This is a genomic window from Methanocella sp. MCL-LM (genome assembly GCF_049676595.1).
GTDB lineage: Archaea > Halobacteriota > Methanocellia > Methanocellales > Methanocellaceae > Methanocella_A.
In genome coordinates this window covers 3,497,285-3,522,980 of record NZ_CP187259.1, presented here as the reverse complement: position 1 = coordinate 3,522,980, position 25,696 = coordinate 3,497,285, and the positions used below count along the sequence as shown (strand labels likewise).

19 protein-coding genes and 1 tRNA gene are annotated in these 25,696 nt (G+C 57.4%); 8 read left to right on the top strand and 12 right to left on the bottom strand.

What is annotated here, in order from left to right:
• Window positions 1-17: 17 nt before the first annotated feature.
• On the bottom strand, window positions 18-542 hold the full coding sequence (locus ACPLPM_RS17700) for a GTP-dependent dephospho-CoA kinase family protein (protein ID WP_424358095.1): 525 nt from the start codon (window positions 540-542) through the stop codon (window positions 18-20).
• Between the two features lies 1 nt (window position 543).
• Complete coding sequence (gene spt4, locus ACPLPM_RS17695) at window positions 544-771, bottom strand: transcription elongation factor subunit Spt4 (protein ID WP_424358094.1); 228 nt, start codon at window positions 769-771, stop codon at window positions 544-546.
• A gap of 192 nt (window positions 772-963) precedes the next feature.
• Between spt4 and ACPLPM_RS17690 the strand changes: the two genes are divergently transcribed.
• The 5 genes from ACPLPM_RS17690 to ACPLPM_RS17670 all read left to right on the top strand — a co-directional run bounded on the left by ACPLPM_RS17690 (window position 964) and on the right by ACPLPM_RS17670 (window position 6,186).
• Window positions 964-1,452 (top strand): cysteine hydrolase family protein, encoded by a 489-nt coding sequence (locus tag ACPLPM_RS17690; protein WP_424358093.1) that lies wholly within the window; start codon window positions 964-966, stop codon window positions 1,450-1,452.
• Window positions 1,453-1,742: 290 nt separating this feature from the next.
• Complete coding sequence (coaBC, locus tag ACPLPM_RS17685; RefSeq protein WP_424358092.1) at window positions 1,743-2,963, top strand: bifunctional phosphopantothenoylcysteine decarboxylase/phosphopantothenate--cysteine ligase CoaBC; 1,221 nt, start codon at window positions 1,743-1,745, stop codon at window positions 2,961-2,963.
• Window positions 2,960-3,628 (top strand): pantoate kinase, encoded by a 669-nt coding sequence (locus ACPLPM_RS17680; RefSeq protein ID WP_424358091.1) that lies wholly within the window; start codon window positions 2,960-2,962, stop codon window positions 3,626-3,628. Before coaBC ends, ACPLPM_RS17680 begins: the two co-directional genes overlap by 4 nt.
• Window positions 3,589-3,831: a hypothetical protein gene (locus ACPLPM_RS17675; RefSeq protein WP_424358090.1), complete on the top strand. Its 243-nt coding sequence runs from the start codon at window positions 3,589-3,591 to the stop codon at window positions 3,829-3,831. Before ACPLPM_RS17680 ends, ACPLPM_RS17675 begins: the two co-directional genes overlap by 40 nt.
• A gap of 207 nt (window positions 3,832-4,038) precedes the next feature.
• A complete protein-coding gene (locus tag ACPLPM_RS17670) occupies window positions 4,039-6,186 on the top strand; it encodes a catalase (protein ID WP_424358089.1) in 2,148 nt (715 codons plus the stop codon).
• A gap of 52 nt (window positions 6,187-6,238) precedes the next feature.
• Here the strand turns inward: ACPLPM_RS17670 and ACPLPM_RS17665 are convergent, their stop codons facing one another.
• Entirely contained in the window at window positions 6,239-8,407 is a 2,169-nt protein-coding gene (locus tag ACPLPM_RS17665) for a glycogen debranching N-terminal domain-containing protein (protein WP_424358088.1), read from the bottom strand.
• 179 nt (window positions 8,408-8,586) lie between these two features.
• On the opposite strand from ACPLPM_RS17665, the gene ACPLPM_RS17660 reads away from it, so the two are divergent.
• Complete coding sequence (locus ACPLPM_RS17660) at window positions 8,587-11,295, top strand: cation-translocating P-type ATPase (protein ID WP_424358087.1); 2,709 nt, start codon at window positions 8,587-8,589, stop codon at window positions 11,293-11,295.
• A 321-nt stretch (window positions 11,296-11,616) separates the two neighbouring features.
• Here ACPLPM_RS17660 and ACPLPM_RS17655 read toward each other — a convergent pair whose 3' ends face one another.
• The 7 genes from ACPLPM_RS17655 to rqcH form a co-directional block, all read right to left on the bottom strand.
• Window positions 11,617-11,745, bottom strand: coding sequence for a hypothetical protein (locus ACPLPM_RS17655; protein WP_424358086.1), 129 nt, complete (start codon window positions 11,743-11,745; stop codon window positions 11,617-11,619).
• Window positions 11,742-13,751, bottom strand: coding sequence for an Eco57I restriction-modification methylase domain-containing protein (locus ACPLPM_RS17650; RefSeq protein WP_424358085.1), 2,010 nt, complete (start codon window positions 13,749-13,751; stop codon window positions 11,742-11,744). The genes ACPLPM_RS17655 and ACPLPM_RS17650 overlap by 4 nt, the downstream gene beginning before the upstream one ends.
• 283 nt (window positions 13,752-14,034) lie before the next feature.
• Window positions 14,035-14,108, bottom strand: a tRNA-Arg gene (locus tag ACPLPM_RS17645).
• Between the two features lie 369 nt (window positions 14,109-14,477).
• Window positions 14,478-15,752, bottom strand: coding sequence for a hypothetical protein (locus ACPLPM_RS17640; RefSeq protein ID WP_424358084.1), 1,275 nt, complete (start codon window positions 15,750-15,752; stop codon window positions 14,478-14,480).
• 67 nt (window positions 15,753-15,819) lie between these two features.
• Window positions 15,820-16,452: a hypothetical protein gene (locus ACPLPM_RS17635; protein ID WP_424358083.1), complete on the bottom strand. Its 633-nt coding sequence runs from the start codon at window positions 16,450-16,452 to the stop codon at window positions 15,820-15,822.
• A 755-nt stretch (window positions 16,453-17,207) separates the two neighbouring features.
• The gene (locus tag ACPLPM_RS17630; protein WP_424358082.1) at window positions 17,208-18,281 is read right to left on the bottom strand and encodes an mRNA surveillance protein pelota; all 1,074 of its coding nucleotides are present in this window, start codon (window positions 18,279-18,281) and stop codon (window positions 17,208-17,210) included.
• Between the two features lie 96 nt (window positions 18,282-18,377).
• On the bottom strand, window positions 18,378-20,390 hold the full coding sequence (gene rqcH / locus ACPLPM_RS17625) for a ribosome rescue protein RqcH (RefSeq protein ID WP_424358081.1): 2,013 nt from the start codon (window positions 20,388-20,390) through the stop codon (window positions 18,378-18,380).
• A gap of 459 nt (window positions 20,391-20,849) precedes the next feature.
• Here rqcH and ACPLPM_RS17620 point away from each other — a divergent pair, with 459 nt between their 5' ends.
• Entirely contained in the window at window positions 20,850-21,560 is a 711-nt protein-coding gene (locus ACPLPM_RS17620; RefSeq protein WP_424358080.1) for a hypothetical protein, read from the top strand.
• Window positions 21,561-22,185: 625 nt separating this feature from the next.
• Here ACPLPM_RS17620 and ACPLPM_RS17615 read toward each other — a convergent pair.
• On the bottom strand, window positions 22,186-24,165 hold the full coding sequence (locus ACPLPM_RS17615) for a histidine kinase dimerization/phosphoacceptor domain -containing protein (protein WP_424358079.1): 1,980 nt from the start codon (window positions 24,163-24,165) through the stop codon (window positions 22,186-22,188).
• A gap of 138 nt (window positions 24,166-24,303) precedes the next feature.
• Between ACPLPM_RS17615 and ACPLPM_RS17610 the strand changes: the two genes are divergently transcribed.
• The gene (locus ACPLPM_RS17610; RefSeq protein WP_424358078.1) at window positions 24,304-24,618 is read left to right on the top strand and encodes a ribonuclease P protein component 4; all 315 of its coding nucleotides are present in this window, start codon (window positions 24,304-24,306) and stop codon (window positions 24,616-24,618) included.
• Between the two features lie 147 nt (window positions 24,619-24,765).
• On the opposite strand, the gene ACPLPM_RS17605 is transcribed toward ACPLPM_RS17610, so the two are convergent.
• Window positions 24,766-25,485 carry a hypothetical protein gene (locus ACPLPM_RS17605; RefSeq protein WP_424358077.1) on the bottom strand — a complete coding sequence of 240 codons (720 nt, stop codon included), beginning with the start codon at window positions 25,483-25,485 and terminating at the stop codon, window positions 24,766-24,768.
• Window positions 25,486-25,696: the final 211 nt, after the last annotated feature.

Genomic DNA, 25,696 nt, shown 5'->3' with positions numbered 1-25,696 from the left:
GATAGGCCGACTGTCGTCTACTCTTTCTCCATCTTGTCCAGGAGAGCCCTGGTCTCCTTTCGCTTTTCCTCGGTCACCTTGACCACGACCACGCCTTCGTTGGGCTGGCCGTAGATCACGGCTGATCCGGCAGGGGCGTAAAGGCATGCGGGAATGACCGCCAGGTCTTCCTCGCCGTCCACGAAGATGCGGACGGGCTCTGTCGAGCTCATGTTGTCCTTGATCAGGTCCATGAGCGCCTGAGTGACGACACCCGCGGGGTTGCTGACACGCAGCTCTTTAAAGGTGTGATGAGACGTGCCTTTGCGGACCTCGTGGTCGACCGGCAGACGCATGGTCTGGTCGTCGACGAGGCACATGTCGGGCACGACACCGGCTTTGATGAGGTAGAAGGTGGTCACGTCCCCGATCGATATGATCTTCGGGGGCCTGTCCAGTGCCTTCACTACCTTCGCCAGGCACGATTCGCCCTTACCCCTGTACAGCGTACCGAACGGGGTCTTCAGGTCGTCGCGCAGCGCCGGCGTCAGCTTATAGATCAACTTAGCGCACCTTCAAGGCGAACTTGCCGGGACGCTTGACGTTCATGAGCTTTGCGATCTCTGACTTGACCGGGTCGATGATGACCACGTAGCCGCTCCAGTCCTCGCTGAGCGAGCCGGACTGGCAGACGGGGCAGACGTCGCCCTCGAGCAGGTTATGACACTCCCTGCAAGCCTTCAGGTTACTGCCGGCCTTGCGGGATTTTGTGTCAGATTTAGTCTTTGCCATTTATATAATCTCCAGACTTAGATACTTTCGAGTAGACATCTCGTCATAGTAACTTTGAGTATATAAAAGTAGTGGGTTTTGTGCGCCTTCGGCGCTGGGAGTGCTAGGTCGGGATTGTGCGCCTTCGGCGCCCTTTGTCAGACTAATACTGTCAACAACAGCTATATGTTCCTTTGGTAAAAACTTAGAGCCATGAAGCCAGCCCTCTTAGTCATCGATGTCCAGCAGGAGTTCTTCAAGAATCCCGTCACTGCTCAGTCCCTGAACGACGCGATCGAGTACATTAACGCAGCCATAGAACTATTCAGAGAGAAGAACCTGCCCATTATCTGCGTCCAGGACATCGAAGGCGACAGAGTGCCGGGCACCGAGGCTTTCGACCTCCCGGAGAGCCTGGAGATTCTGGACTCGGATGTCCACATCCACAAGACTTACAGTAATTCGTTCACCAAAACTCCTCTTCTCGAAACTCTCCGCAAGCTCGGCGTCGACACCGTCATCCTGACCGGCTACTGCGCCGAGTACTGCGTATTATCGACGTGCCGGGGCGCCCGGGATGTGGACCTGACGCCGATACTACTACGCAACGCCCTGGCCAGCGGTAAGCCGGAGAACATCAGGTTCGTGGAGAGCATCAACGACGTCATTTCCTACGGGGCGCTGAAAAAGGTGCTCGAATAGCCTCGTAGCCCTTATATATTTTTAGGACTGTCAGGTACCGTTTACACGAAGTACGCGAAGTACACGAAGTACACGAAGTTTTACGATAAGATCATCTTACAGCATGCCGTTTTATCGTACTTTGAGTACTTCGCGTACTTCGTGTAAATGGTACGGGCACTCATACAAAACATTACGAGAATGACGATACTTGGTGTAAGGCTGCGTGAGGCACTTAACTAGCTGATTTTCCCGGCTATTAACGCTAACATTTAAAAAGGAATTATGCCCATTATCCATTGATTAAAGCCATGACTCTCGATGTCTCTCACCCCACGCTGGACTTAGCCAGCACTGTCAGCGATTCTCTGAAAGGCAAGAAGATCGTGCTGGCGGTGACGGGCAGCATTGCGGCCGTGGAAACGATCAAGCTGGCGAGAGAACTCATCCGCCGGGGAGCCGTGGTCCAGGGTGTGATGAGCGAGGCGGCGCAGACTATCATCCACCCGTGGGCGCTCCAGTATGCCACCGGCAGGGCGGTCATCACCGAGATCACCGGGGACGTGGAGCACGTAGCTTACTGCGGCGAACGGAAGGAGGCTTACGATCTGCTTTTGATCGCCCCGTGCACGGCGAACACCATCGGCAAGATCGCCTCGGGCATCGACGATACTCCGGTGACGACGTTCGCCACCACGGCCATCGGCTCGAAGATACCCGTGCTGATCGTGCCGGCCATGCACGGCTCCATGTACGATCACTTACTGGTCCAGCAGAACATCCGGAAGCTGGAGGACATCGGCCTCAAGTTCCTGATGCCGAAGCGGGAGGAACACATAGCCAAGATTCCCGACAACGCCGAGGTCGTGCTCAATGTCGAGCGCATGCTTTCGCGCTCTCCGCTGCGGGGGAAGAAGGTTCTTATCACCAGCGGCCCCAACTTCGAGGAGATCGACCCGATCCGGGTGCTGACCAGCCGGAGCACTGGCAGAATGGGCATCGAGTTAGCGCTGGAGGCTTATCGCCAGGGTGCCGAGGTTACTGTGGTCCACAAGGACCGTGTAGGTATACAGGGGATTAGCGATGTGTTCGCGGAGAGCGCAGGGGACATGATGGAGGCGGTGCTGGCCGAGCTGAGGAAGGGCTACGACCTCTACATTAGCGCTGCGGCCATCTCGGACTTTACCGTGGAGAAGGCGCTTGACAAAATCAGCTCTGCGGGCTCTCTCACAATTACGCTGCAGCCGACGCCCAAGATCATCGACCGGGTGAGGCACGATTATCCGGGCCTGTTCATCGTGGCCTTCAAGGCCGACACGGTGGACGAGAAAGAGCTTGTGGACCGGGCCGAGCGCAGGCTGGAAGAGTCGGGGGCTAACATGATCGTGGCCAACCGGTTCGGGGGAGTCCGGGATTCTTCCGTCAACGACGTGTTCATCATCCGGTACGACGTTCCCACCGCCCGGGTCACCGGGAAGAAGAGCGTGATCGCCGGCGCCATCCTGGACGCGGCCTCGGAGTATTTCAAATGATGGTGAGGGCGTTTGCGCCGGGCCACATCACCGGCTTCTTCGTTATCAGGGAGCATGAGGACCCTTTGAAAACCGGCTCCTGTGGCGCCGGTCTGTCCCTCGACGACGGCGTCTACACTGAGGTCACCTTGTCTCAGGACGGCGAAACGAGAATCCTCCTGAACGGCGTGGAGAGCGAGGCGACGACCACCCGAACCCTTCTTGATCTGCTCACCGATCAGCCAGTACTCATCAATAGCCGCCTCTCGGTGCCGGTCGGCGGCGGCCTCGGGGCCAGCGCCGCGGGAGCGATGAGCACCGCTCTTGCGTTGAACGAATTGCTCGGGCTGAACAAGACGTTTAACGATCTGTGCCATGCCGCCCACCTCGCTGAGGTCTCTAATGGCACCGGGCTCGGGGACGTGGCGGGGATGAGCAACGGCGGCGTGGAAATCAGGCTCCGGCCGGGCACCCCGTTTGCCCTTGACCGGATCCCCGCAGCGCCCACGTTTATCTACTACGCCCACTTCGGCCCGGTGTCGACCAAGGGCGTGCTGTCAGACGAAAGGGAGAAGAAGCAGATCAATCGCGCCGGGGAAGAGTGCCTCAAGGCGCTGCTGAAAAAGCCCTCGTGTTCGAGGAGTTCATGCGGCTCTCCCGGGGCTTCGCGGTCGACTCGGGCCTGATCAGCCGCCGGGCCCTGGACGCGGTCGAGGCGGTGGAGGCTGCCGGGGGCCTTGCGTCGATGGCTATGCTGGGCGATACGGTGTTCTCGACTACGGCCGATGGCCTGGCGGAATTCGGAGCCGTGAAGCGGTCCAGAATAAACCTGACCGGGCCGGTGCTCATCGACGACGTCCGCCAGAGGGACTTTTTTAACACGAGTTGAGGCTGTTGCCTTAACCTTTCATATATGGTACCCAAAGTAACCATAGTAAGGCCTTTTCATGCCAAATTTTATGATATAATTTCGATAATATTTAACCTGTGCCCCGTACATCTACTATTTTGTTAGCGCTAATTGCAGCTATCACTGGCCGACGGCATGCGGCTTACGATCACTTCGCTGCGATGGCCATTATGCGGAGGTTACCACATGAGCGAGCAGCTTAAAAAAGCTAAACATATCGACGTCGACGAGAAGAGTAAACTGAGCGACCTGGAAGAATTCCGTGAGTACCCGGAGGGCCAGTTCCTGACGACTAACCAGGGCGTGAGGGTCAGCGAGACCGACATGTCCCTGAAAGCCGGCGAGAGGGGGCCGACGCTTCTGGAGGACTTCCACTTCCGGGAAAAGCTCACCCACTTCGATCACGAGCGCATCCCGGAGCGAGTAGTTCACGCCAGGGGTACGGGCGCCCACGGTTACTTCGAGTGCTACGAGTCGATGGCCGAGTACACCATGGCGTCGTTTTTGCAGGAAGCCGGTAAGAAGACCCCTGTTTTCGTCCGTTTCTCGACCGTCGTGGGCTTCCGGGGCTCTGCCGATACGGTGAGGGATGCCCGGGGCTTCGCTACCAAATTTTACACCGAGGACGGCAACTATGACCTCGTCGGGAATAACATCCCGGTCTTCTTTATCCAGGATGCTATCAAGTTCCCCGACCTGGTCCACTCGATCAAGCCGGAGCCGGATGACGAGATGCCGCAGGCGTCTGCCGCCCATGATACCTTCTGGGACTTCGTGGCCAGTCACCACGAGAACGCCCACATGATCATGTGGCTCCTTTCGGACAGGGGTATCCCGAGAAGCTACCGGATGATGCAGGGTTTCGGTGTCAACACGTTCAGGTTCGTCAACAAGGCGGGCAAAGGCCGTTTCGTCAAGTTCCACTGGATACCTAAGCTGGGCGTCCATTCCCTCGTCTGGGACGAGGCCCAGAAGCTGGCCGGCAAGGACCCGGACTACCACCGGCGGGATCTGTACGAGGCGATCGACGCAGGCCACTACCCCGAGTACGAGCTGGCCGTGCAGATCATCGAGGAAGCGGACGAGCAGAAGTTCGACTTCGACCTGCTGGACGCGACCAAAATCGTGCCGGAGGAGCAGGTGCCCCTGAAGATCATCGGCAAGCTGACCCTGACCGCCAGGCCTGACAACTTCTTCGCGGAGGTGGAGCAGGTGGCCTTCTGCCCCGCCAACGTGGTGCCGGGCATCGACTTCACCAACGATCCGCTTTTGCAGGGACGGCTCTTTTCGTACCTGGACACCCAGCTGATCCGCCTCGGAGGTCCCAACTTTCACGAGATTCCCATCAACAGGCCGCTCGCACCTTACCATAACAACCAGCGGGACGGCTACCACCGGATGACGATCAACAGGGGCAAGTCGGCCTACTTCCCGAATACGGTAGGTAACGGTGACCCGAGGCCTGCGTCCCGGGAGGAGCGCGGCTACGTTCACTACACCGAGAAGGTGGAGGGGAAGAAAATCCGGGCGCGGAGCGACAGTTTCAAGGACTTCTTCAGCCAGGCCACCCTTTTCTGGAACAGCATGACCGGGCCCGAAAAGACCCACATCGTCAAAGCTTTCCACTTTGAGGTGGGCAAGGTCAAGAGCCTCGAGATCCGGCAGCGGGTCACGGACATGTTCGCCAACGTCGACCCGGAGCTCGGGCGGATGATCGCGGAAGGCGTGGGCGTGAAGGTGCCGGCGCCGAAAGCCCCGCAGAAGAAGAGCAAGCTGGATAAATCCCCGGCGCTCAGCCAGCTGAACAAGGTTCCGGATACTATCGTCGGCCGGAAGGTCGCCATCCTGGCGGCAGAGGGCGTGAAAGCCTCCGAGGTCGAGCAGATGAAGAAGGCGGTGAAGACTGCCGGGGCGAGCGCCGAAGTGGTCTCCAAAGTCCAGGGCCTACATAAGGGCTCTGACGGTGGCGAAGTCATGGTGGACAAGAGCTACGTGACTACCGGCTCGATCCTGTACGATGCCGTGTTCGTCCCCGGCGGAAAGCAGAGCGTGGAGACGCTGAAATCCCATGGGGACGCCATACATTTCCTCAACGAGGCGTTCAGGCACTGCAAGCCGATCGGGGCCATGGGCGAGGGCGTAGACCTGATCAAGGCCTCTGCCATCTCCGGCGTCTCCATTTCCGGCGAAGGCAAAGGTGGCATTGTCTCGGATAAAGGCGTGGTGACGGCCCGGGACGAGACGGACCTGATCGCGTTCTTCGAACGCTTCCGGAAGGCGATGGCGCAGCACCGCCACTGGGACAGGGAGAAGAAGGAGGCGGTGCCGGCATAGGGGAAGTCACTCTTCCCATTTTCGCTCGCTTCGGTGCCCTCAGTTCTCCGGCTCAGTAGTGCACCACCACGTCTATGGCTGTCTCTCCGGGGACGTTGACCATTGTATCCATGTCTATGCGCTTGAACTCGAGGCTGACGGGCACCCCGCCGACCATCAGGTCTTTGATCTTCAAGGCTTCCAGCCACGGGGGCAGTGTAGGCTTGACCAGTGTCAGCCTCTGGTCCATCGCCTGCGGGATATATCCCAGGGCTGCCGAAAGCATGTATGGTATCGTCCCCGCCGACCAGGCCTGGGGACTGCAGGCCACCGGGTACCTGGTGGGCACATTATAATGCTCCCGCTCGTAGCCGCCGAACAGCTCGGGCAGACGATAACGTGGATACTGGCTGGCCGCTTCGTACATGCAGGTCAGCAGCCTGTTGGCCTCCTCCTTGAATCCATACCGGCACAGGCCCAGCGCGATGATGGAGTTATCGAAGGGCCAGACTGTGCCTGCATGGTATCCCAGCGGACTGTACCGCTTCTCCAGGGATGACAGAGTCCTGATCCCCCAGCCGGTGAACATGTCGGGCTCGAACATGCGCTTGACCATATCTGCCGCCCGGCCTCCGTCCACAATCCCGGTCCACAGGCATTGCAGGGGATTGGAGGAGATCACGTCACACAGGCCTTCCCGATCGATAGCCTGGGCGTAGAACCTTTTTTCGCTCATCCAGAAGTCCCGGTTGAACTTTCGCTTCAGCTCGTGGGCGTCGTGGATGAGCCTGCTGGCAAGGTCGCGGTTTCCAGTCCGTTCGAATAAGATCGCCATTCTGACCTTTGCCATGTAGAAGTAGCCCTGTACCTCCGAGAGTGCTACCGGCGGCTGCGCAAGGCTGCCATCCGATCGGCTGACGGCTTCCACTGAGTCCTTCCACCCGTGGTTGGTCAGGCCCTTTTTCGACCTCGGGAGGTACGAGGCAAAGCCCATGTCTCCCGGATCGGCATAGTTGTCCATCCACCCGAGGGCCGCCGTCACATGCCCGAAAAGCTCGTGCATCAGGCCTATCTCTCCAGTCCAGCCGATGTACTCGGCCAGCAGTATCAGAAAGAGCGGCGTCGAGTCCACGGTGCCATAGTACGGGATCATGGGGATCTCGTTCAGGTTCGCCTTTTCCCCTACCCTCAGCTCGTGTAGTATCTTGCCCGGCTCTTCGTCTTTCCAGTCGTTGTACTCCCTGCCCTGGTACCGGGCCAGCAGCCGCAGAGTGCTTTTAGCCTTGCTGAACTCGTAGGGCATCGACTGGAGGGCGGAGATGATGCTGTCCCTGCCGAACAGCGCATCGTACCATGGCACGCCTGCCGAGTGGAAGATGTGGCCGTGGCTGCTCATGTTCAGCAGCCTGAGGTCGGCCAGCGACCTGAGAAAAACCCGGTTGAAGACGAGGTTGTCCGTGCTGAACTTCCCGCAGCATTCCGTCGTGTGGGCATAGGAAGTCCGGATTCTGTCCAGGCGCTCCTCGATGCTCAGGTCCCCTCGAAGCTGGCTTTCCTCCGGGGCGCCAGTTTCTTCTACGTAAATGCGCAGCTCAAGTTTGTAGGTCTTCGAGGGCCGGAGCCGGAGGCAGTAGGTGCATGTCCGCCCGTTGGTACACTCCGGCGGGGGATCAAAGACGATCCGGGTGCTGCGTTTGTGCCCGTCCTTCCCGAGGTAGGATAAGAGGAGGGTGTCCCTGTCAAAGATCGGTTTTTGCAGGCTGCCGCTCCGCTTTCCGTCGATGCCCCGGACGGTGAAGATATCGTTGAAGTCCGCCTCGAGCTCCAGGGTGAGGCTGGCGTATACGTCGTGCTGGTTGTGGTTGGTGATCGAGATGATTTCCCGGACCAGCCCGGGGATGACCCGGTCCCTGCGCACCGTGATCGTATCCTTCCTGACCTCTTTTCCCCGGTCGTCGGTAAAGGCCCTGTTGGTCATCACAATCGTAGATGCGTAATCCCGGTCATCGTTGGAGAGGATGTTTCGCAGCAGCCTGTCGTTGAGCCTGATGATGTACCCGCTGAGAAACCTGCAGTCCCTGTGGTACAGCCCGTATCCTAATTCCTCTCCCAGCGGTATGTTGCCGTTCTTCTCGGTCACCAGCGTGACGTTACCCTCCCGTATGACGAGCGAGTCAGTGATGTCGTCCGTGCTGGTATGCGATTCCACGTACTCCATGGCGACTTCAGCCTCAGGTGTCAATGAGGGGTGGACTTTGTAAGGTTATATGAATTGGCCGGTATGTCGCCGGACTTGCTCAACCGCCCTCTCCCGCTTTACGTAGCTTGAAAGTAGGCTATTCCCTGGCTGACCGGTTCCATAAAAAACACGTCTATTTTATATTAATGCAGCGATGAAATATTATTGAAAGAGGTTTTCCATTGTACTCTGACAAAAAGCCGGAGGAGGTCTTCAGGGAGCTTGGGTCGTCGCACTCCGGGCTTACCTCTGCCGAGGCGGCGCAGAGGCTCGAGAAGCACGGCCGGAACGCGCTGGCCCAGGAGCAGAAGTTCAGCTTGCTCCGCCTCGCAATTCACCAGTTTACCGACCCGCTCATCTACATTCTTATCATCGCTGCCCTGGTCACCGCTTTCCTGCAGGACTGGGTAGACACAGGCGTCATCCTGCTGGTCATCTTCGTGAACGCGGTCGTCGGGTTTTTCCAGGAGCTGAAGGCCGAGAAGGCGGTCAGTGCCCTCAAATCGCTGGCGGCTCCGAAGGCTATGGTCGTGCGGGACGGCCACGTCAGGGAGATCGACAGCGAACTGGTAGTGCCCGGGGATCTGGTAATGCTTACCTCTGGCACCAGGGTTCCCGCTGATCTGCGGCTGGTCGAGACCATCAGGCTGGAGATCGACGAGTCCGCGCTGACCGGGGAATCTCTGCCCTCCAGGAAAACGGCCGATAAACTGGATAACCCCAGGCCGTCCCCGGGGGAGGCGGACAACGTCGCTTTCATGGGCACACTCTCGGTCTCGGGCAGGGGCACAGGCGTGACGGTAGCCACCGGCCAGCACACCCAGCTGGGCCAGATATCCAAAGAAGTGGCGACTGTCACCCGGTCGAAGACGCCATTGCAGGAAAAGCTGGAGAAGATGAGCGGGCAGATCGGGATGGCGGTCCTCGCCATCTCCGCGGTCGTGGTGGTGCTCGGCGTGCTCACCGGAGAGAGCCTGTACCAGATGCTGCTTACAGGCATAGCGCTGGCTGTGGGCGCAATTCCGGAAGGCCTTCCGATCGTCATCACCATCACCCTGGCTATCGGGGTCAAGCGCATGGCAGAACGGAATGCCATAGTGCGCAGGCTGCCGGCAGTGGAAACGCTGGGCAGCACTACGGTGATCGCCTCGGACAAGACCGGGACCATGACTCGCAACGAGATGACCGTGGTCCGCATCTACGCAGGAGGCCGGCACTACCGCCTGACTGGCGGAGGCTTCTCTCCGCAGGGCGAGATCATCCCGGAGGCCGGCGACACTTCCAACGTGGCACTTACATCCTGTCTGCGGGCCGGGCTGCTGGCCAACGAGTCCAGCCTGGAGCAGGACGAGGCTACTAAGGAGTACAAGCCTCTGGGCGACCCCACGGAGGTCAGCCTGATCGTGTCCGCGATGAAGGGGGGCATGGAAGAGGGGAAAGAGATGATCGATTACGCCTGGCTGGACGAGATACCCTTCGAGTCTGACCGGATGTATATGGCCGGCCTGTACCGCTCGGCCGGGAACGGGGATAGCATCGCGTTCATCAAGGGCGCCCCGGACAAAGTCACAGCCATGTGCGAGAAGGTGCTGATGCCTGATGGCAATGAGGCCGGGATAGGCCGGGAAGAGATCACCGGGGTCGCCGAGTCGCTCGGCAGGGACGGGCTGAGAGTTCTCGCCATGGCCTGCAAGCGTTTTCCAGCAGGCACTAACCACTTCGAAGTCGGGATGATCACCTCGGGGTGCACGTTCCTGGGGCTCCAGGGCATGTACGACCCGCCGAGAGAAGAAGTGCATGAGGCGATCAAGCAGGCTAAAAGGTCCGGGATACGGGTGATCATGGTCACCGGCGATCACAAGGCGACCGCGCTGTCCATCGCCAACAAGCTGGAGATCGTGAGCGACCTCAACGCTGCCGTGATCACCGGCGACGACATGGAACGCATGAGCGATGAGGAACTGTACGGCCAGGTAAACAAAGTATCCATCTACTCCCGGGTGTCCCCGATTCACAAGCTCCGCATCGTCCGGCAGCTGATCAAGCGGGGGGAAGTCGTGGCGGTAACCGGCGACGGAGTCAACGATACTCCCGCGCTGAAGGCGGCGCACATCGGAGTCGCCATGGGCAAAAGCGGGACCGATGCCGCCAAGGAGACCGCCGAGATCATCATCGCCGACGACAACTTCGCCAGCATCTTTTCAGCGGTCAAGGAAGGCAGGGTCGTGTTCGCCAACATTCGGAAAGTGGTCCTTTTCCTGCTCTCCACCGGCCTGGGCCAGGTCATCCTGATCCTGATCACCATCCTTCTGGTGCTGCCGTTACCCTTACTGCCGGCGCAGATCATCTGGCTGAACCTGGTGACCAACGGCCTCCAGGACGTAGCCATGGCTTTCGAGCCCCCGGAAAAGGGCATCGAGTACACCAGGCCCCGCTCCCTGAAAGAGCCGGTCATCTCCCGGCTGATGATCGAGCGGCTGATAGTCATCGGCTTCGTGCTCGCGCTGGGCACGCTCGGCGTCTTCTGGTGGCAGCTGCAGCAGGGCGCCAGCCTCGACCATGCCCGGACGGCGGCCCTGACCACGCTGGTCCTGTTCCAGCTGTTCAACGTCTTCAACGCCCGGTCAGAGACGAAGTCTGCCTTCCGCATGAACCCGCTCGCCAACCCGTTCCTGTTCACCAGCATCATCGCCTCGATCATCGCCCAGATCGCCCTCATCTACTGGGCGCCCCTGCAGGGCATCTTCCGGACCACACCCCTCGCGGTTAACGAGCTGCTGGTGATCATACCCGTAGCCCTGACAGTGATCTTCGTGGTCGAGATCGACAAGGCGATCAGGTGGCTGATGGCCCGCAGAGTTGCTCAGAAAGGGGAAAAAGCTCAGGCGTGAAGATGTAAGACAGCAAGACGATCGCTGCGCTGTGCCAGAAACACAGATTACGCAGAATCTGATGATTCTGACAGATGCCACAGATTACACAGATACTAATCAATGTGAAATGGATTTACCGTCTACCACTTTTATTCTAATGCCATCTGTGAAATCTGTGCAATCCGTTTCAATCTGTGATCCTGGCACAGCGCAGCGATTGTCTTCGCATCGCCTCGAGAACGCCTGCTAAAGCAGGCGTTCAAAAGGCGAACATGAAGATAAGAAGTATACAACATAGCACTGTGACGCCAGCACAGCGCAGCGATGGTTATTCGGAACTTATCTCTTCAGCCGCGACTTAAGCCACTTGTAGATAGGCACCAGTAGCCCGGGCGCGAAGACGACAACGCAGCAGAAAGGATTGCTCGATAAGAAGTTGACGATGTCGCCGGCGAATAAGAACATCATACATTTATCCCCTCCAGATCACCTATACTTTTTCCAGGCCAGGGCGGGACTAGTTTTTTGATTGCCGCCTGCTGCGATGGGGTAATGCCATAGGTGCGGTATACGATTTCGTCCACGGCTTCCATCCTCTCTGCTCTTCTCTCCCATCTTTGCTCCTCTCCTGCCCGGGCGACAATTTCCTCTATATGGGTGATGTCCTCGCTTTCCGGAGCCATAACCGGTAGGGCCTCGATCCACGTGGGCAGGTAGTGGTAGTAGCCGCCCTTGATCTGGATTCCACGGTATAGCGTGTTGTAGACAAAAGACATCAGCTCAGAGTTGAGCAGGCCGGCGAAATACCTGAGCGAAAAAGGAGATCTGCCCAGCTTCGGCCCGGTTAGTGCGATGGGGTAGACGTCCTTGCAGACGTATTCTCCGGCGCCGTCGTATGCGGCAATGATGCGCCGGGCATGCTGGCAGAAGACGATCTTCTCCCGGGCGAAAACGTCGAGGGCAGGCAGTTTATTTTTGAGGTGCTTGAGCGCTGCCTGATCGTAATCGATGTAGTAGCCCTGCCAGTCGAAGCCGAGCAGCTCCACCTCGTTCTTCCTCGTGTAGCTTCGGCCTCCGAGGTACTTGAAAATCCTGGAGGCATCTGCGGGGTCTTCGAAGGCCTTTCGGACGAACTGTTCTCTCAGGCCTTTTTTGTGGAAGGTGATCGCCGACCTGAAGTGCAGGTAATTGCCCATGGGCACGCCATTTTTGAAGATGAGCCGGAAGGCCTCGACGAAGCCGTTTCCCGGGGGCATGCAGAATATGGCGGACCTGTCGCCGACCTCTTTGTACAAAGCCTGGGGGACATGTACTGGTACCTGGCCGCTGAATAGATCGCCCGCCTGGCTATTAGTCGCAATTCTCGTATGGACCCGGTGCTCTCCCTCCGGAGGCGTGTTCTGGTAATACAACAGCACCGGGTAAATTCTGGCCCTGCTGAACACGTCCATGCCCGAGAGATCGGCAACTTCCAGCAGGGTCATATGATCCAGGATGCGCCTTCTGAAACTTTCAGAATACCTGGCCACGGTGAACTTATCCGGCAGGATCAGGTGGACCTTGCCGTCCCTGGAAACGAGCCTGTTACACTGGCTAAGAAAGGCCATATACAGGTCGAAAGCGCCCTCCAGCTCTGGAAAGTTGGCCTTGCACTGCTCCTTCAGCTCCCGGGACATCTGCTTGGCTTCCAGGTAAGGCGGATTACCTAAAATATAGTCGAAGCCGTTCCGAAAACCCCCGGACCTGTGCTTGATGGCCAGAGTGGCAGCGTCGGAAAGGCCGGCCCTGTTCTCGATGGCGTCCGCTTCCAGGATCTTCAGTCCGATGCTGTCCGCCTCTACCATCGCTCCGGGGCCGAGCTCGTTCAGCAGAGTGAGATAGAGGTTAATTCTCGCGATCATGCAGGCGATCGGATTGAGGTCGAGGCCGTAAAAACAGGCTGGCACCCACTCGACGATTTCCGCAGCCGGAACACCATGGGATTGCAGTACCATGATCGTCCTTTTCAGCGCAGCGGTGAGGAATATCCCGGTGCCACAGGCGATGTCGACGAACCTCCGGCGGGCCAGCCCGGGATCGTTTTCCAGGTCCAGCGAGTCCACCATGTACCTGACAATTTCCGGGTGGCTGTAGTATTCTCCCGAAGTCTTTCGGGCCCCGGTGGCGTGAAGGCACTGCTCGTAAGCCCGGCCCAGGAGATCGTATGCTGCCGGATCGACCGGGCTGCGAAGGTTGAGGGGAATGGAGCCTGGCGAACGGAAGTCGAAAATTCTGCTGTAATGTGTGTGGATATCGGCTATGGTCGACGGGCTGTACGGTCCGAGCCTGAGGTTGCTGTCGATCACCGACCAGCCCAGCCTGAGCACGGTGTTGAGCTCGCTGGCATACTGTACAGTAGCGCCGTCTCCAGCAGTCGACGAAGAAAGGGCTGCAATCACTTTTTGATCGATATAGTCCTTACGACGACGAGGCATGGGCTACCTGTAAGAGGATTTAGTTGTTACTGAGAAATAGGTTGGCCGCGGAATCCCGGCATTTATAGGAAAAGAGCGTTCTTGGGGCGCCTGATGCTTAGCCCTGGTAGTGAACAGCGTGCCTAGTCATTTCTGGAACTTTTCGGACAGTCTGGAATGGTTAACACGACGTACACAACGTACACGACGGACACGACGTTAACCGAATAAAAAAGTTTCAAGAATAACTGTACCAAGGAACCTTTTTTGGATAAGGTTCCTCGACACCGCATAAAACTAATAGCGGACTCGCCGCGATTTGAACGCGGGTCGCCGGGTCCGAAGCCCGGTAGGATATCCTGGCTACCCCACGAGTCCAAAAATGATGCTGACAACTATTGTTGTCAGCGTGAACACTAGTGCACGTAGATATTAAAACTTTTGTACGAGTTAGGGTGCAAGGGCTATAAATCACAGCGGTCGACGGAGGTTTTTCGGGCTTGTCCTGCCATCAGGCAGGATGCGGAGGCGGCAGGGCAATGGACACCCGCCGAAGGCGGTGTCGCTTAGGGCTTGCGAAGCACTGTAAACCGGCGGCGGCGTAGCGCCGGCCGGGTTTTCATTGCGAGGGTGCGAGCCCGGCCATGACGGCGGAGCACCCGAAAAACCGTAGTAGGCCGACCATCAGGTCGGACGTCGACCCGCTACTGTGAGCGAAAAATGTTTTGTTTGCTGATCCAGATACAATTATATCCAGATGCCTCTGCCATCCTCTACCATCCCAGCGCCAGCACCTGTATCTTTGAGCGAGACGTCGACGTCCCCGGACACAAACTTAAACTTTCGAACGCTGACCATGAACTCGTGGTAATCGAACGCTCCCGCGCCTCTGAAAGTCGGGCAGTGGTCAGCATAAGCTCTTACAGAGATGTCGAACGAGCAGCTTTCCGTATTACACTTGAACCGCCAGTTCACCTGCTTCTTATCGTAGTACACGTCGATGTTGTTGAACCAGATGATCTTATCGTGTCTGGCGGAGTAGAACCAGCCCCTGTTCCGTAATACGTAGTTTAGCTCTTTGCTGCCGATGTAGGGTTTGAAAAACACCAGAAACGAGCCGTCTTTAAAAATAATGCGGCACCAGTTCCACGAAGGCATCGGAGTGGACAGGATGACCTTCTGCAGGTAACACCGCCCGCGGTGCTCCTTACCGTTTAACGTGCCTTCGAAGTCGTAGTAGAGGTTGTAGACCTGGTAGTTCAGGCCCATCTTGAGCTCGTTCAGGACTTCCACATCGTACCCGGACGAAGGCCTGGTCAGTTTGAAGTCGCAGGTGATCTCCTTGCTGTCGATCGTCACCCGGTACTCTGGTACGGTGCCTGACATGGTCATGCTCAGGCCGTTACCGGCCGAGGTGATGGATTCTTTGCCTGCGACCGTCTTAGATTCGACGGTGTTGGCGTACACCTTTCTTTTACCGTCGAAGCACCAGACCCCGACCACGGTGTTGAGCTCGTTGCCCTCCGGATTCAGGCCGCTGACCTCGACGTCGTCGATCACTGACCTTCTCGAGTTGCGGCGGCCGAAGCAGGAGACGAGCTGCATGGGCTTCTTGCCGTCGACCGAGGTGAAGATGGCGAACCAGTACTCTTTGCCGTACGGGATTAAATTCTCGTACTTGTAGAAGATCTCGTCCAGGCACGGCGATTCTTCGGATGTTTTGTAGATCGCGGTCTTGAACTTGCTGTTGGCGTACATCGCCGAGATGCTCGGGATAGAATAGTTAGAGATCTTGTTGTAGAAAAGCGCCTCGTAGTAGCTGCTCTGGCTGATCAGGTGCCTGCTCTTGTCGACGATCATGTCCGTGGTGATCTCAGGCAGGCGGATACTCTGCCGGAGATTGTTGATCGTCTCGGGGTGCACCGATATCAGGTCTTTGCCCTTCCTGACAATGTGATCCTTATCGATCGCAGGCAGCCTGCAAATCTTTCTGGCCTTTCTCAGTACGCCGTCCTTCAGCACGGTATCACTAACCTGATGGTTGATAATATGAACGTGCGCATTTATATATCTCTTTTCTCACCGGGTGTCAGGATTTGTACAAACCGGCAATATACAGCAGCTCAAATGCCTCGTACAGCGCGCCCACTACGAGGATGACCGTCACCAGGATAAGCAGCCTGATATTGTCCCTCACCGCATGCAGGTACCCTCCGATCCTCGAAGACTCGCCCAGCCGGGCAGGCCAGAGCAGTCCCTCAGCCTGACGGAGGCACCCGAAGATGGCGATCACGTACGCCTCGCCCTCGATCAGCAGCGTCAGCAGATGCGGCAATATCACTCGCAACGTCATCTTTCCCTGGGGTATGATGAAGGCGATGCCCCACGTCAGCGAGCGCAGGCACCCCATGAGCAGTGCGTACGGCGGAAACAGGAACGATGGCAGGGTGAGGCTCTGAAGGGTCCCGTACATCAGGTTATTGGCAAACGTCATCCAGGCGGCCTTCAGGATGCTGCCAGTCCCGTACGCCTGGCTCACCGGCGACAGCGTCCCGCTCTTCAGCTCCAGCGCAAATACCGCCAGCACCGCCGCCTGCGTCTCCGGCAGGAAAAACGCAATGAGAGCTCCTATCCCTATGGCACCGAAGAAGAGGGCGTTGGTCGCGAGAAACAGGTTCCAGTCCTTACTGAAAATGTCTGCAATCTCCCTGCCGAGGCCCATACTAAATAGAGTCGACTTACCATGTTTTAAAGGCATTCCCAATAAAATAGCCTGCATAAACCTGCAACGAAAGTTCGGTGACTTCAACCACGGCGGCACGGCGGCACAGAGACAGTACATACCAGTACAACAGAACGGAGAATGGAACCACGGCGGCACAGAGACAGTACATACCAGTACAACAGAACGGAGAATGGAACCACGGCGGCACGGCGGCACAGAGACAGTACATACCAGTACAACAGAACGGAGAATGGAACCACGGCGGCACGGCGGCACAGAGACAGTACATACCAGTACAACAGAACGGAGAATGGAACCACGGCGGCACGGCGGCACGGAGACAATGCGATGCCGTAACAGAGTACTTCTTTTTAGTCCACGGCGACACGGAGACAGCGCATTAACCAATAACGGTTTGCTAGCCAGGTGTTTCAGTTGTTACAGTATATCATTATGATCACATGACCGGTAAACTACTTTCTATAGTGATTCCTGTTTTCTCAAGCTTGGTAACAATGGAAGGGATTGTCTCCGTGCTGTCAGCCCGCCGTGTCGCCGTGGATCAAAAAAAGAATGCCTTGCTATTCGTGTACGGGTTGTTTCCGTGCCGCCGTGCCGCCGTGGTTCAAATAACCATACAGCCATTGTTACTCGCAGTTGTCGCCGTGCCGCCGTGCCGCCGTGGTTAGAACATCTGCTCTTTAGTAGTCAGGATAAGGAGCCGTGCCGCCATGGTTCAAAAGGGAGCCGGCTCAGTCGGCGCCGATGGGGAACCTGAGTATGGACGCAACCCCGCCTAGTTTCTCCAGCCGCTGGCCGGGTTCGAACTCGGTGGAGAAGACGACGACTTTGCCCCGGGCGTGCTCGACGTCCCTCATTAAGGATTCGATGTCGCCGGCGCCCTTTTCTCTCAGGCCTCGCAGCGTCTCGTCCGCTATCAGCAGTGTTTCGACGGCGCCGTAGTCGACGGCTTTTTTAGTCTCTTTGAAGCCGTAGGTGGCTTTGCCGTCCTTCGCTATTTCGGACAGGAGGGCCTCGATGAGCTGGGCTTCTCTGGTGATGCGGTTTTCCTCGGCGACGCGCTGGATGGCGCCTCGCCTCAGCACTTCCTGGAAGCCGGAGGAGCCGATCGAAGACGTGTCTTCGACGACGACTTTCTGGGCGATGGCCGGGTAATTGACTCTCAGGAACTTGACGAAGTCGTCTTTGATGAAGCCCGGGCCTGCAACGACGATGGTCTGGACTTTGTCCGCGTACTTCAGCTGCGCGGCGACTTCGCCGAAGAACTCTCCCCTGCCGTCGACGGCCTTTCCGTCGACGCCTCCCCTTTTGCCGGAGGAGGCCTGGCGGATGCGGGAAACCTCTTCGATGCCGTACTGGCGGAGGTAGCCGATGGCAGCCTCGCCTTCCTCGATGGTGACGATCTCGATCTCGGGGCGCTTCGAGGCCTCGATGGCGTCCCGGATGCGCTCGATCTGGTCGGACTTCCATCTCTTGGCTATCGATAGTTCGGAGTAAGGCTCGATGTTTAGCGTATGATAAGCGCCGGCATCGAGGTCGGACAGGATGGTGCCCTTAATCCTGAGCCTGTTAGAAAATTTGTGGAACTCGGTGGACTCGACTTTGATGCCCAGCCGCACCAGCTTCTTCTCGACTTTGTCGGGGCGGATCTTGTCCGACACGGAGTCTACGGCTCTGAAGGTCATGGCGAAGACGGTGTCGCCGGGCTCTACTATATATTTTAAATGCCACAGATCGTCTAACGACTCGGGCTGCAGCGAGATTTCGCCGTAGTCGCCCCTATACTCTTCTTTTGTGACCTTCATGGCGCAGTCCTTTTGTATGGATATTTAGATCTTTTTAACGATTTCCGGTTTTTGTTTTCTCGTAGTCCGATGTCTCCGAGCCGAAGGCTCCATCGGTTATTGACTTGAGATTCTTGTTTCCCCCGGGGGCATGAACATCATGATCTTATCCGGGGATGCAGCCTGGCGGATGGCTTTGCTGTCGGCTTCGCTGGAGTGGTCCAGCAGGTGGCGGTAGATCTTCTTGGCCGCGTCGCCCTGGTTAAAGTCTCCCGGCTCGATGATCACGTGATATTTTGCTCTTGCCTTGACCGACTCGACCGGTCCGCCGATGACGTAGCAGCCCTGCTCGTCGAACCTGATGCCGACGGCGGCCCGGACCTGCACGTCCTTGACGTAGTTTCTCTCGCCCCTGACTATAAAGGCTCCCTTGGCCACGTATTCGCCGGGCTCCGGGGTCTTGCTCACCTGCTCGGGCTTGACCCAGTAGCAGTCTCCGGAGAACTGGCCGGCCTTCCAGACGGAAGAGTAAGCTACTGCGAACTGGGCCGTTTCCGCCAGCGCCTGAGGCGAGACCGGCTTTCCTGAGGTTTTGACGACCGTGATGGGGGCGCCGTGAGCCTGGGCGTGGAAGAACACGTCGTTTTTTTCCATGTACTTCTTGACGACCTCCTCGTTGGTGTCAGCGTCCCTGCCTGCCACGACTAAGAAGCCGTCGGAGGTGAAGAACCACCTGAACCGGTCGTACCACTTCGGCTTTCTGGGCTTCGCCGACACCTTCTTCTGGACTGGCTTACCCGGTTCGGCCACCTTCGGCTGTGCCTTGGCCATGGCCTTCTTCGTCTCCTCGATGGCCTTCAGGGCTCCGTCCTTCTTGGACTGGACCTTCTTGACCTTGTCGTAGTAAGCCTGGGCGTTCTGGGGCACGGTCAGCTTCACGTCGACGTTCACTGTGGCCTCAGGCAGCACTACCGTTATCAGGCCTGTAGCGGAGTCGATGGCCTGGATCGCAGAGGCCGCCGGATTTCCGGCTTTCTTCGCCTCTTTCAGGATCTTTCTGATGTCGTCCCAGGAGTAGCCCTTGTCCCGGGCGCCCTTGATGACTTTGATGATCTCCTCGACTCTCTGGTACTCGGCGTAGATGACTTCGCCTTTCAGGGCGTTCTCTTTCTCTTCTTTCTCGAATTTGGCGATGGCGTCCTGCTGCTGCCTGAGGCGGCGCTCGAACATGCCCAGCTTCTCGGTCTTCTTCTCGACTACCGCGGCTTTCACTTCTTTAGCGATTCTGGCCCCGAAGAAGGCGTCCAGCGCTTTGTTGAACGTCTCGAAGTAGACTTTTTCGTAGCCGTCGCCGTCGTAGCGCTTCAGCTCGATGGGGATGACGTCGATGTCTTTGCCGTCTTTGCGGACGATGTGCGGTTTCAGGGTGCCCGCGATGAGGGGTGCGAACACCTGCTCTATGCCCCGGAGGATCACCTGGATTTCGCTGTCCATCAGGGCTTTCGCTTCCCGGCTCTTGTCGATGCCGGCGGCGAGGCAGGCCTCCTCGGCATACATGCCCCCTATGCTTGTCTGGGTGGCAAGGGTGCGTACCACGTCTTTGTCGGAGGCTTTGAACAGCCTCGCTAACTCGTCCGCTGTCAGGCCCAGCGGGCTCAGCTGCGGGGGCGGGTACTCGTACCGCTCTCCCCTGACCACGTCCCTGTCTTTCATTTTGAGGGATTTCAGGGGCATGATGATCTTGCGCTCCGAGTCCCCGAGGATGATGTTACCCCGGGCGAACATCTCCACTACGAGGATGTTGCCCTCGCCTGCCCTCACCGTCTCGATCTCGACGATGCGGTCGAAGCCATGCTGCCGGATCGCAGTAATCCTGCCTCCCATGGTATACTTCCGCAGGATCATGGCAAAGGCTGGCGGCAGCTTGGGGGACTCCGGCGCGTTGGCCGATATGTGTAAACGCTTGCCGGCTTCGGCGATCAGGTCGTACTTGCCGGTCTTGAACTCCTGCAGCCTCAGGCGGATCTCGTCCGCAGAGGTCTGGTACGCCTTCTCCAGCTTGGCGTCTACTAGAAACTGTAATTCTTTGACCACGGCGTACACGTCGACGCTGGTCATCTCTTCTTTCACGCTTGGTTCACTCCATAGGCCTGAATAATGAGTAGAAATCGGGCTCTTTCGGCATGCTTTATGCTGGTTGCATGGTTATAAACTTTGGCATATCCGGCCAGAGATATAGTTTTATGAAAAGCTGCAAAGGCCGGCCACCATTTCCGGGGTACAGGTATACTGGTTGTCTCTGTGCCCGTGAACGTGGACTAACGCTGCGCTGTGCCAGAATCACAGATTGTTACAGATGCCACAGATTGCACAGATATGGCTCTATAAGACGAGAAATGGTTACGATTTATCCAGCAGTTATCTGTGCAATCCGTGCAATCTGTCGGAATCTGTGATCTGGCACAGCGCAGCGTTCGTATTGCTGTCTCACGCCACATGAGCAATCAGAAATGCAAGCCTTAGCGTATATGCATAGCCACGCTCAAAAAGGCGGATTACGTTTATTTCCACAGTTCCCGAATGATCTAATTGATTTTTGTGAAGGGGAACCTGATCAAACTGGGTGTGGCAGCTCTGGCTGCCGTTATCATCATAGGGGTCGTGGCAGCGCTGGTGTCGGGGTTCATGACCGCCTTCAAACCGGAGTCTAACGCGACGAGCAGTACTACCGGCTACTCTGGCGGTGCAGGCGGGGGCGGTGGAAGGTCATCTGTCGCAGTGACGCCTGCCGTTTCTCCAATGCCTGTATATGGTAGCCCGGCCGAGATGCCACCTCCGGCTATGGTCCCGGAGGATCGTATGCAAGTTCCGTATGAGCCTGCATCGGGACAAATATCGGGGCTTACCCCGCAGCAGGACCTGCAAAGTCCTTATCCCGCAGATGTTATGCCACCGGAGCAGCCGCAAGCTGGCGGGGCCGGTGAGAGCGGCGCTGGTGGTACCCGGTTTTCGGGCGAATCGCCGGTAAGCTTTCCTGGAAGCGGGGCGGGGTCATGGTTTAACGTGAGCCCGTCCGGCAATGCTACGCCCATCACCACCCCTCAGCCTGTGCCGACCTCGCAGCCGGTGGTGATGCCGCCGGTATCCGGCCCCAGGTCACCGGATGTTCCCGCGTTCCAGCTTGCTCCGTACGAGCAAGGGTGGCAACAGGTGATCATGAGGCTCCTGGAGCTACTGCCGCTGATGTTCCCCGGGTATTTCCCGGGGCTCCAGTGGTATGAGGTTCCCTCTGCTTATTAGCCAGCAGGAACATTTCGAATATCCATGCTGCCAGCATGTTCGCATGCTGCCAGCATGTTCGCATGCTGCCAGCATGTTCGCATGCTGCCAGCATGTTCGCATGCTGGGCAGACTTTAGGCGGGCGACAAATACCGGCATAAGCGGAGGCAGTTTCGCCGAATACGCGGTTTACTTTTGAAATGCCACTACTATTTTTTCCGGCGCCGATTATTTTCGCAACGGATTAGCAAAAGATTTGATATAGTCCCGTTACATTGATATCGTTTGTAGCACGAGACTGCGCCCAGCGCAGACGACTGCTGCACAGGTGGAGGCCTGTAGTTAGGTTCTTCCTCATCGGAAGTCTACAGCTACACTAATCCATCTCCAACACCCACCTCAACACCCACCTCAACACCCACCTCAATACCCACCTCAATACCCACCTAAACCTATACAGCCATGGACGCGACGAACCGCAGGGAAACGGCTCAATGATAATCACATTACTGGTGCTGATAGTCAGACCGTGCATCCCCGTTCGCGGCAACTCCGGCCCATGGCGTATAGGTGAAACCTTTCTCTAAAACAATTCTCTGTGATTTGTCCTGGCGCTCTTAGCTCCAGCGGCGAGTATCCTCGTCTCTATACGGGGACGTTCGAGTCGCGGGCAGGTGCCGGATTTTTCCCGTGCGTGCCTGCCGGGAACCGTATAGTGAACTCGGCCCCGTTCCTGCAGGTGATCAAGAGTTCGCCTTCCAGCTGGCCCGCCAGTGCGCTGACCAGGCTCAGCCCGAGGCTGGTAGACGTCGAAAGGTCCAGGCCGGGCTTCATTCCGGGGCCGTCGTCCCTCACCGTCAGCACGTAACGGTCTCCTTCCTCGCGCATGCTGATGTATACTTCTCCGTGGTCTCTGCCGGTGAATGCGTGCTTGAGGCAGTTAGAGAACAGCTCGTTGATGATGAGGCCGCAGGGGATGGCTTTGTCGATGTCCAGCCATATGTTCTCGATTTCGATCGTGATGCTGATGTGCCGGGCGTTGTAGGAGCCCTGGATGAACTGGACGAGGCTTTTGGCGTATTCCCCGAAGTCGATGCGGGAGAGGTTTCTGGTCTGGTAGAGCTTTTCGTGGATGAGGGCCATTGACCTGATCCTGCTCTGGCTGTCCAGGTTCATGGCCACTATCGCGGGGTCTCTTACCGTCGAGGATTGCAGGCTGAGCATGCTGGACACGATCTGCAGGTTATTCTTGACCCGGTGGTGGATCTCTTTTAAAAGCACTTCCTTTTCGTTAAGGGATTCCTTGATCTGCTTCTCGTCGGCCATCCTCGCCTCGATCTCCCGCTGCAGGGCTTCGTTCGTCTGCTCCAGCAGGGACGTGCGCTCTTTGACCCTCATCTCGAGTTCTTCGTTGGACCTTCTCAGGGCCTCTTCAGCCAGCCTGCGGTCTGTGGTGTCCTGGGCGATGGCCACGTACCCGGAAATCTTGCCTTCGGCGGTAAAGGTGGGAAAAATCCTGATCGACAGGTACAGCTGTCTGCTACTCTGTCCTGGTAAGTGGATGGGAAGGTCCTCCCAGGCTACAGTTTGGCCGTTCCTGACGCTCGACATCTGCTCCTTCAGGTCAGGCCTGATCTTGCAGACGTGATCGAAGAGGTTGAACTCCAGCGCTCCTCCGTCAGGGATATAGAACATGTGGTGCAGCTGGCCGTTAGCCATGATCACATCCCCGTCTTTGTTGAACAGGGCCGTGGCATCCGGGGACTGCATCACGATGTCCTCCATCTGCATGCGGGTGTCGGACAGCTTTTTGTCTACTTCCTCCACTGTGGTCGGGGTGATATTCACCAGCGAGAGCCCGATCATGGCCATCGTACCTATCAGTATCAGGGCTCCGTAACTATACTGGTATATCTGGGTGAAGTCTGCCAGGCCCAGCGTGGTGATCAGCAACATGCCGTCGGCGGTGAAGCAGAGAATGCCTACCAGGATGATGACGGTAAAGATATACCGGTATCCGGTCGGCATGTAGCTCAGAACCAGCAAGGCAGCTGAGGCCATTATGATCACGTCCAGCCCGAGGATAATGGTGCCCAGCAGCGCATCCGCCGAGATAGTCCCTCTCTCCACCGCGAGGTATGCTGAGGCCAGGCAAATGATCAGGATGGTCGTCGCCGCGAAGAAGATGATAAACCTGCCGATGGCAGGGTCGTAACGCCTGCTGCCAGGCTGCTTGAGTACCGATAGTAGCATGGCTAAGAGCGGGATATACCCCAGGTTGATCAGGTTGCCTGAGGCTGTAGCCAGCTCTGTCATATTCCAGCTTTTCAGGACCTCGGTCAGGATCAGCGCTGTGGTCCACGTGAGCAGCGTGATCAGGATGCCCAGCAGCACTTTTTTTACCAGGGGGTTTCTCTGGTGGTAGTACTGGAAGATAGTGAGCGGTATGGCGATGCAGAACAGGACCAGGCACACGATGATATCGTAGACCGGCTGGCTGCCGGCCATGACAAAGTAGGCGAGAATCCCTACAATGCCTATCGGTACGGCGATCGTGACCGCTATCAGGAAGAATAAAAACAAGTTGAACCTTTTGACATTCCGAATATTGCTACGATCGCTCAACTGCAATTACCCGATCATATCTACCCTTTGCCTGACTATATCGTTTTTCTGACAGTTTTGAAATTGCATTCCGGAAACAACCTCGATAGTAGCTTTCCGGTAACTATTTCTCTTGCCCCGGCCGATATGCCTGATCAGATGAAAGGTAAAAAAGGACGAGACCAGCGATCGTTCAACGTGGACCTCGCCAACCATCGCATCGAGCGGCTGTTCGCGATGGCCGCAGAGGCCTACACCGGCAGGCCCGACCTTGCCGACCGCTACGTCGACATCGCCCGCCGGATCAGCATGCGCCACCGGGTAAGCATCCCCCGGGAGCTGAAGAGGAGCATCTGCAAAGACTGCTACTCGTACCTCCGCCCCGGCTCCAACGCCCGAATCCGGGCCGACGGCCACAACGTCGTCATCACCTGCCTCAAGTGCGGCGGTGTGAGACGCTACCCTTACAAATAGCGGCCATAGTCATACCGAGCTTTTCCAGTCTGCCGGCAATATTTCAGGATAATGAGTATGAGTGTTAGAGCCGGCTGCATAGCCGGCTCATTTGCTTGTTCTGTCGTTCGGAGGGTTTCCCAACCACTTTAGTTGTTTACTTGCAGTTTACCTGGCAGGAGCCGTCTGCTGCTGAGCCATAGGCTGCTGGGCTGCCTGCTGCTGGGGCATAGTTGCGCTCTGCATGCCCTGTGCGCCGGTCATGCCGGTGCCCATTGCGCCGGCGGGCATCTGGCTGCCGAGCTGGCCTGCGCCGAGGCCCATGCCGGCCATGCCGGGTGCTATTCCTGTGGGCGGGCAGATGTTAGCTGCTGCCGGGGCCGGAGCGGGCACCGGTCCTGCGGCTCCGACGTCTGCGCAGCCGAGGGGCACGGTGTATACCTGCGGAACCTTAGTGCAGACGGGCACCGAGGTCTGGACGGGTACCGTCACCGGAACGGTGGTCGAGGACTGAGCGCAGGTTGTAACCGGGACATTTACCGTCTCGGGTACGACGACAGTCCTGGGTACCTGGACCGGCACGCAAGACTGCACCGGGACCGTGATTGGTACTTCCCTGGGCACGACGGTGGTCGTAATCGTCGGGACCTGAGTCGTGACCGGGATGTTACATGCGATGGTCGCTACGCAGTCCTGAGGTGCTCCGTATGACACGGCGCCGCAGGCGCCTGCCCCAAGTCCTGCTCCAATGCCACCATATCCGCCGATTCCGGCGCCGATTCCGCATCCGCCCAGGCCGCAGCCCAGCATTGCGTAAGCGGGGGTGGCTAACAGCGCTGCCGAGAGCAGCACGATTGCCGCTGCAAATATTTTGTATACCATTCTCATAACTACACTCCCTTTTCCTTCGATCACCACATCCCGTCGAGGTCTGATAAACGTTGTCAGTTGAAAAAGATGTTCAGAGGGCTTAATTGAAGCAAATATCACAAAATCGCCTTTACATTTGCAAAAGAGGGTGTTAAAATGCTCTGAATCCATAACTGACTGAAATTATAATTTAAATCATTGAAAATGGGCTGAAACGGCCGTCAACCTT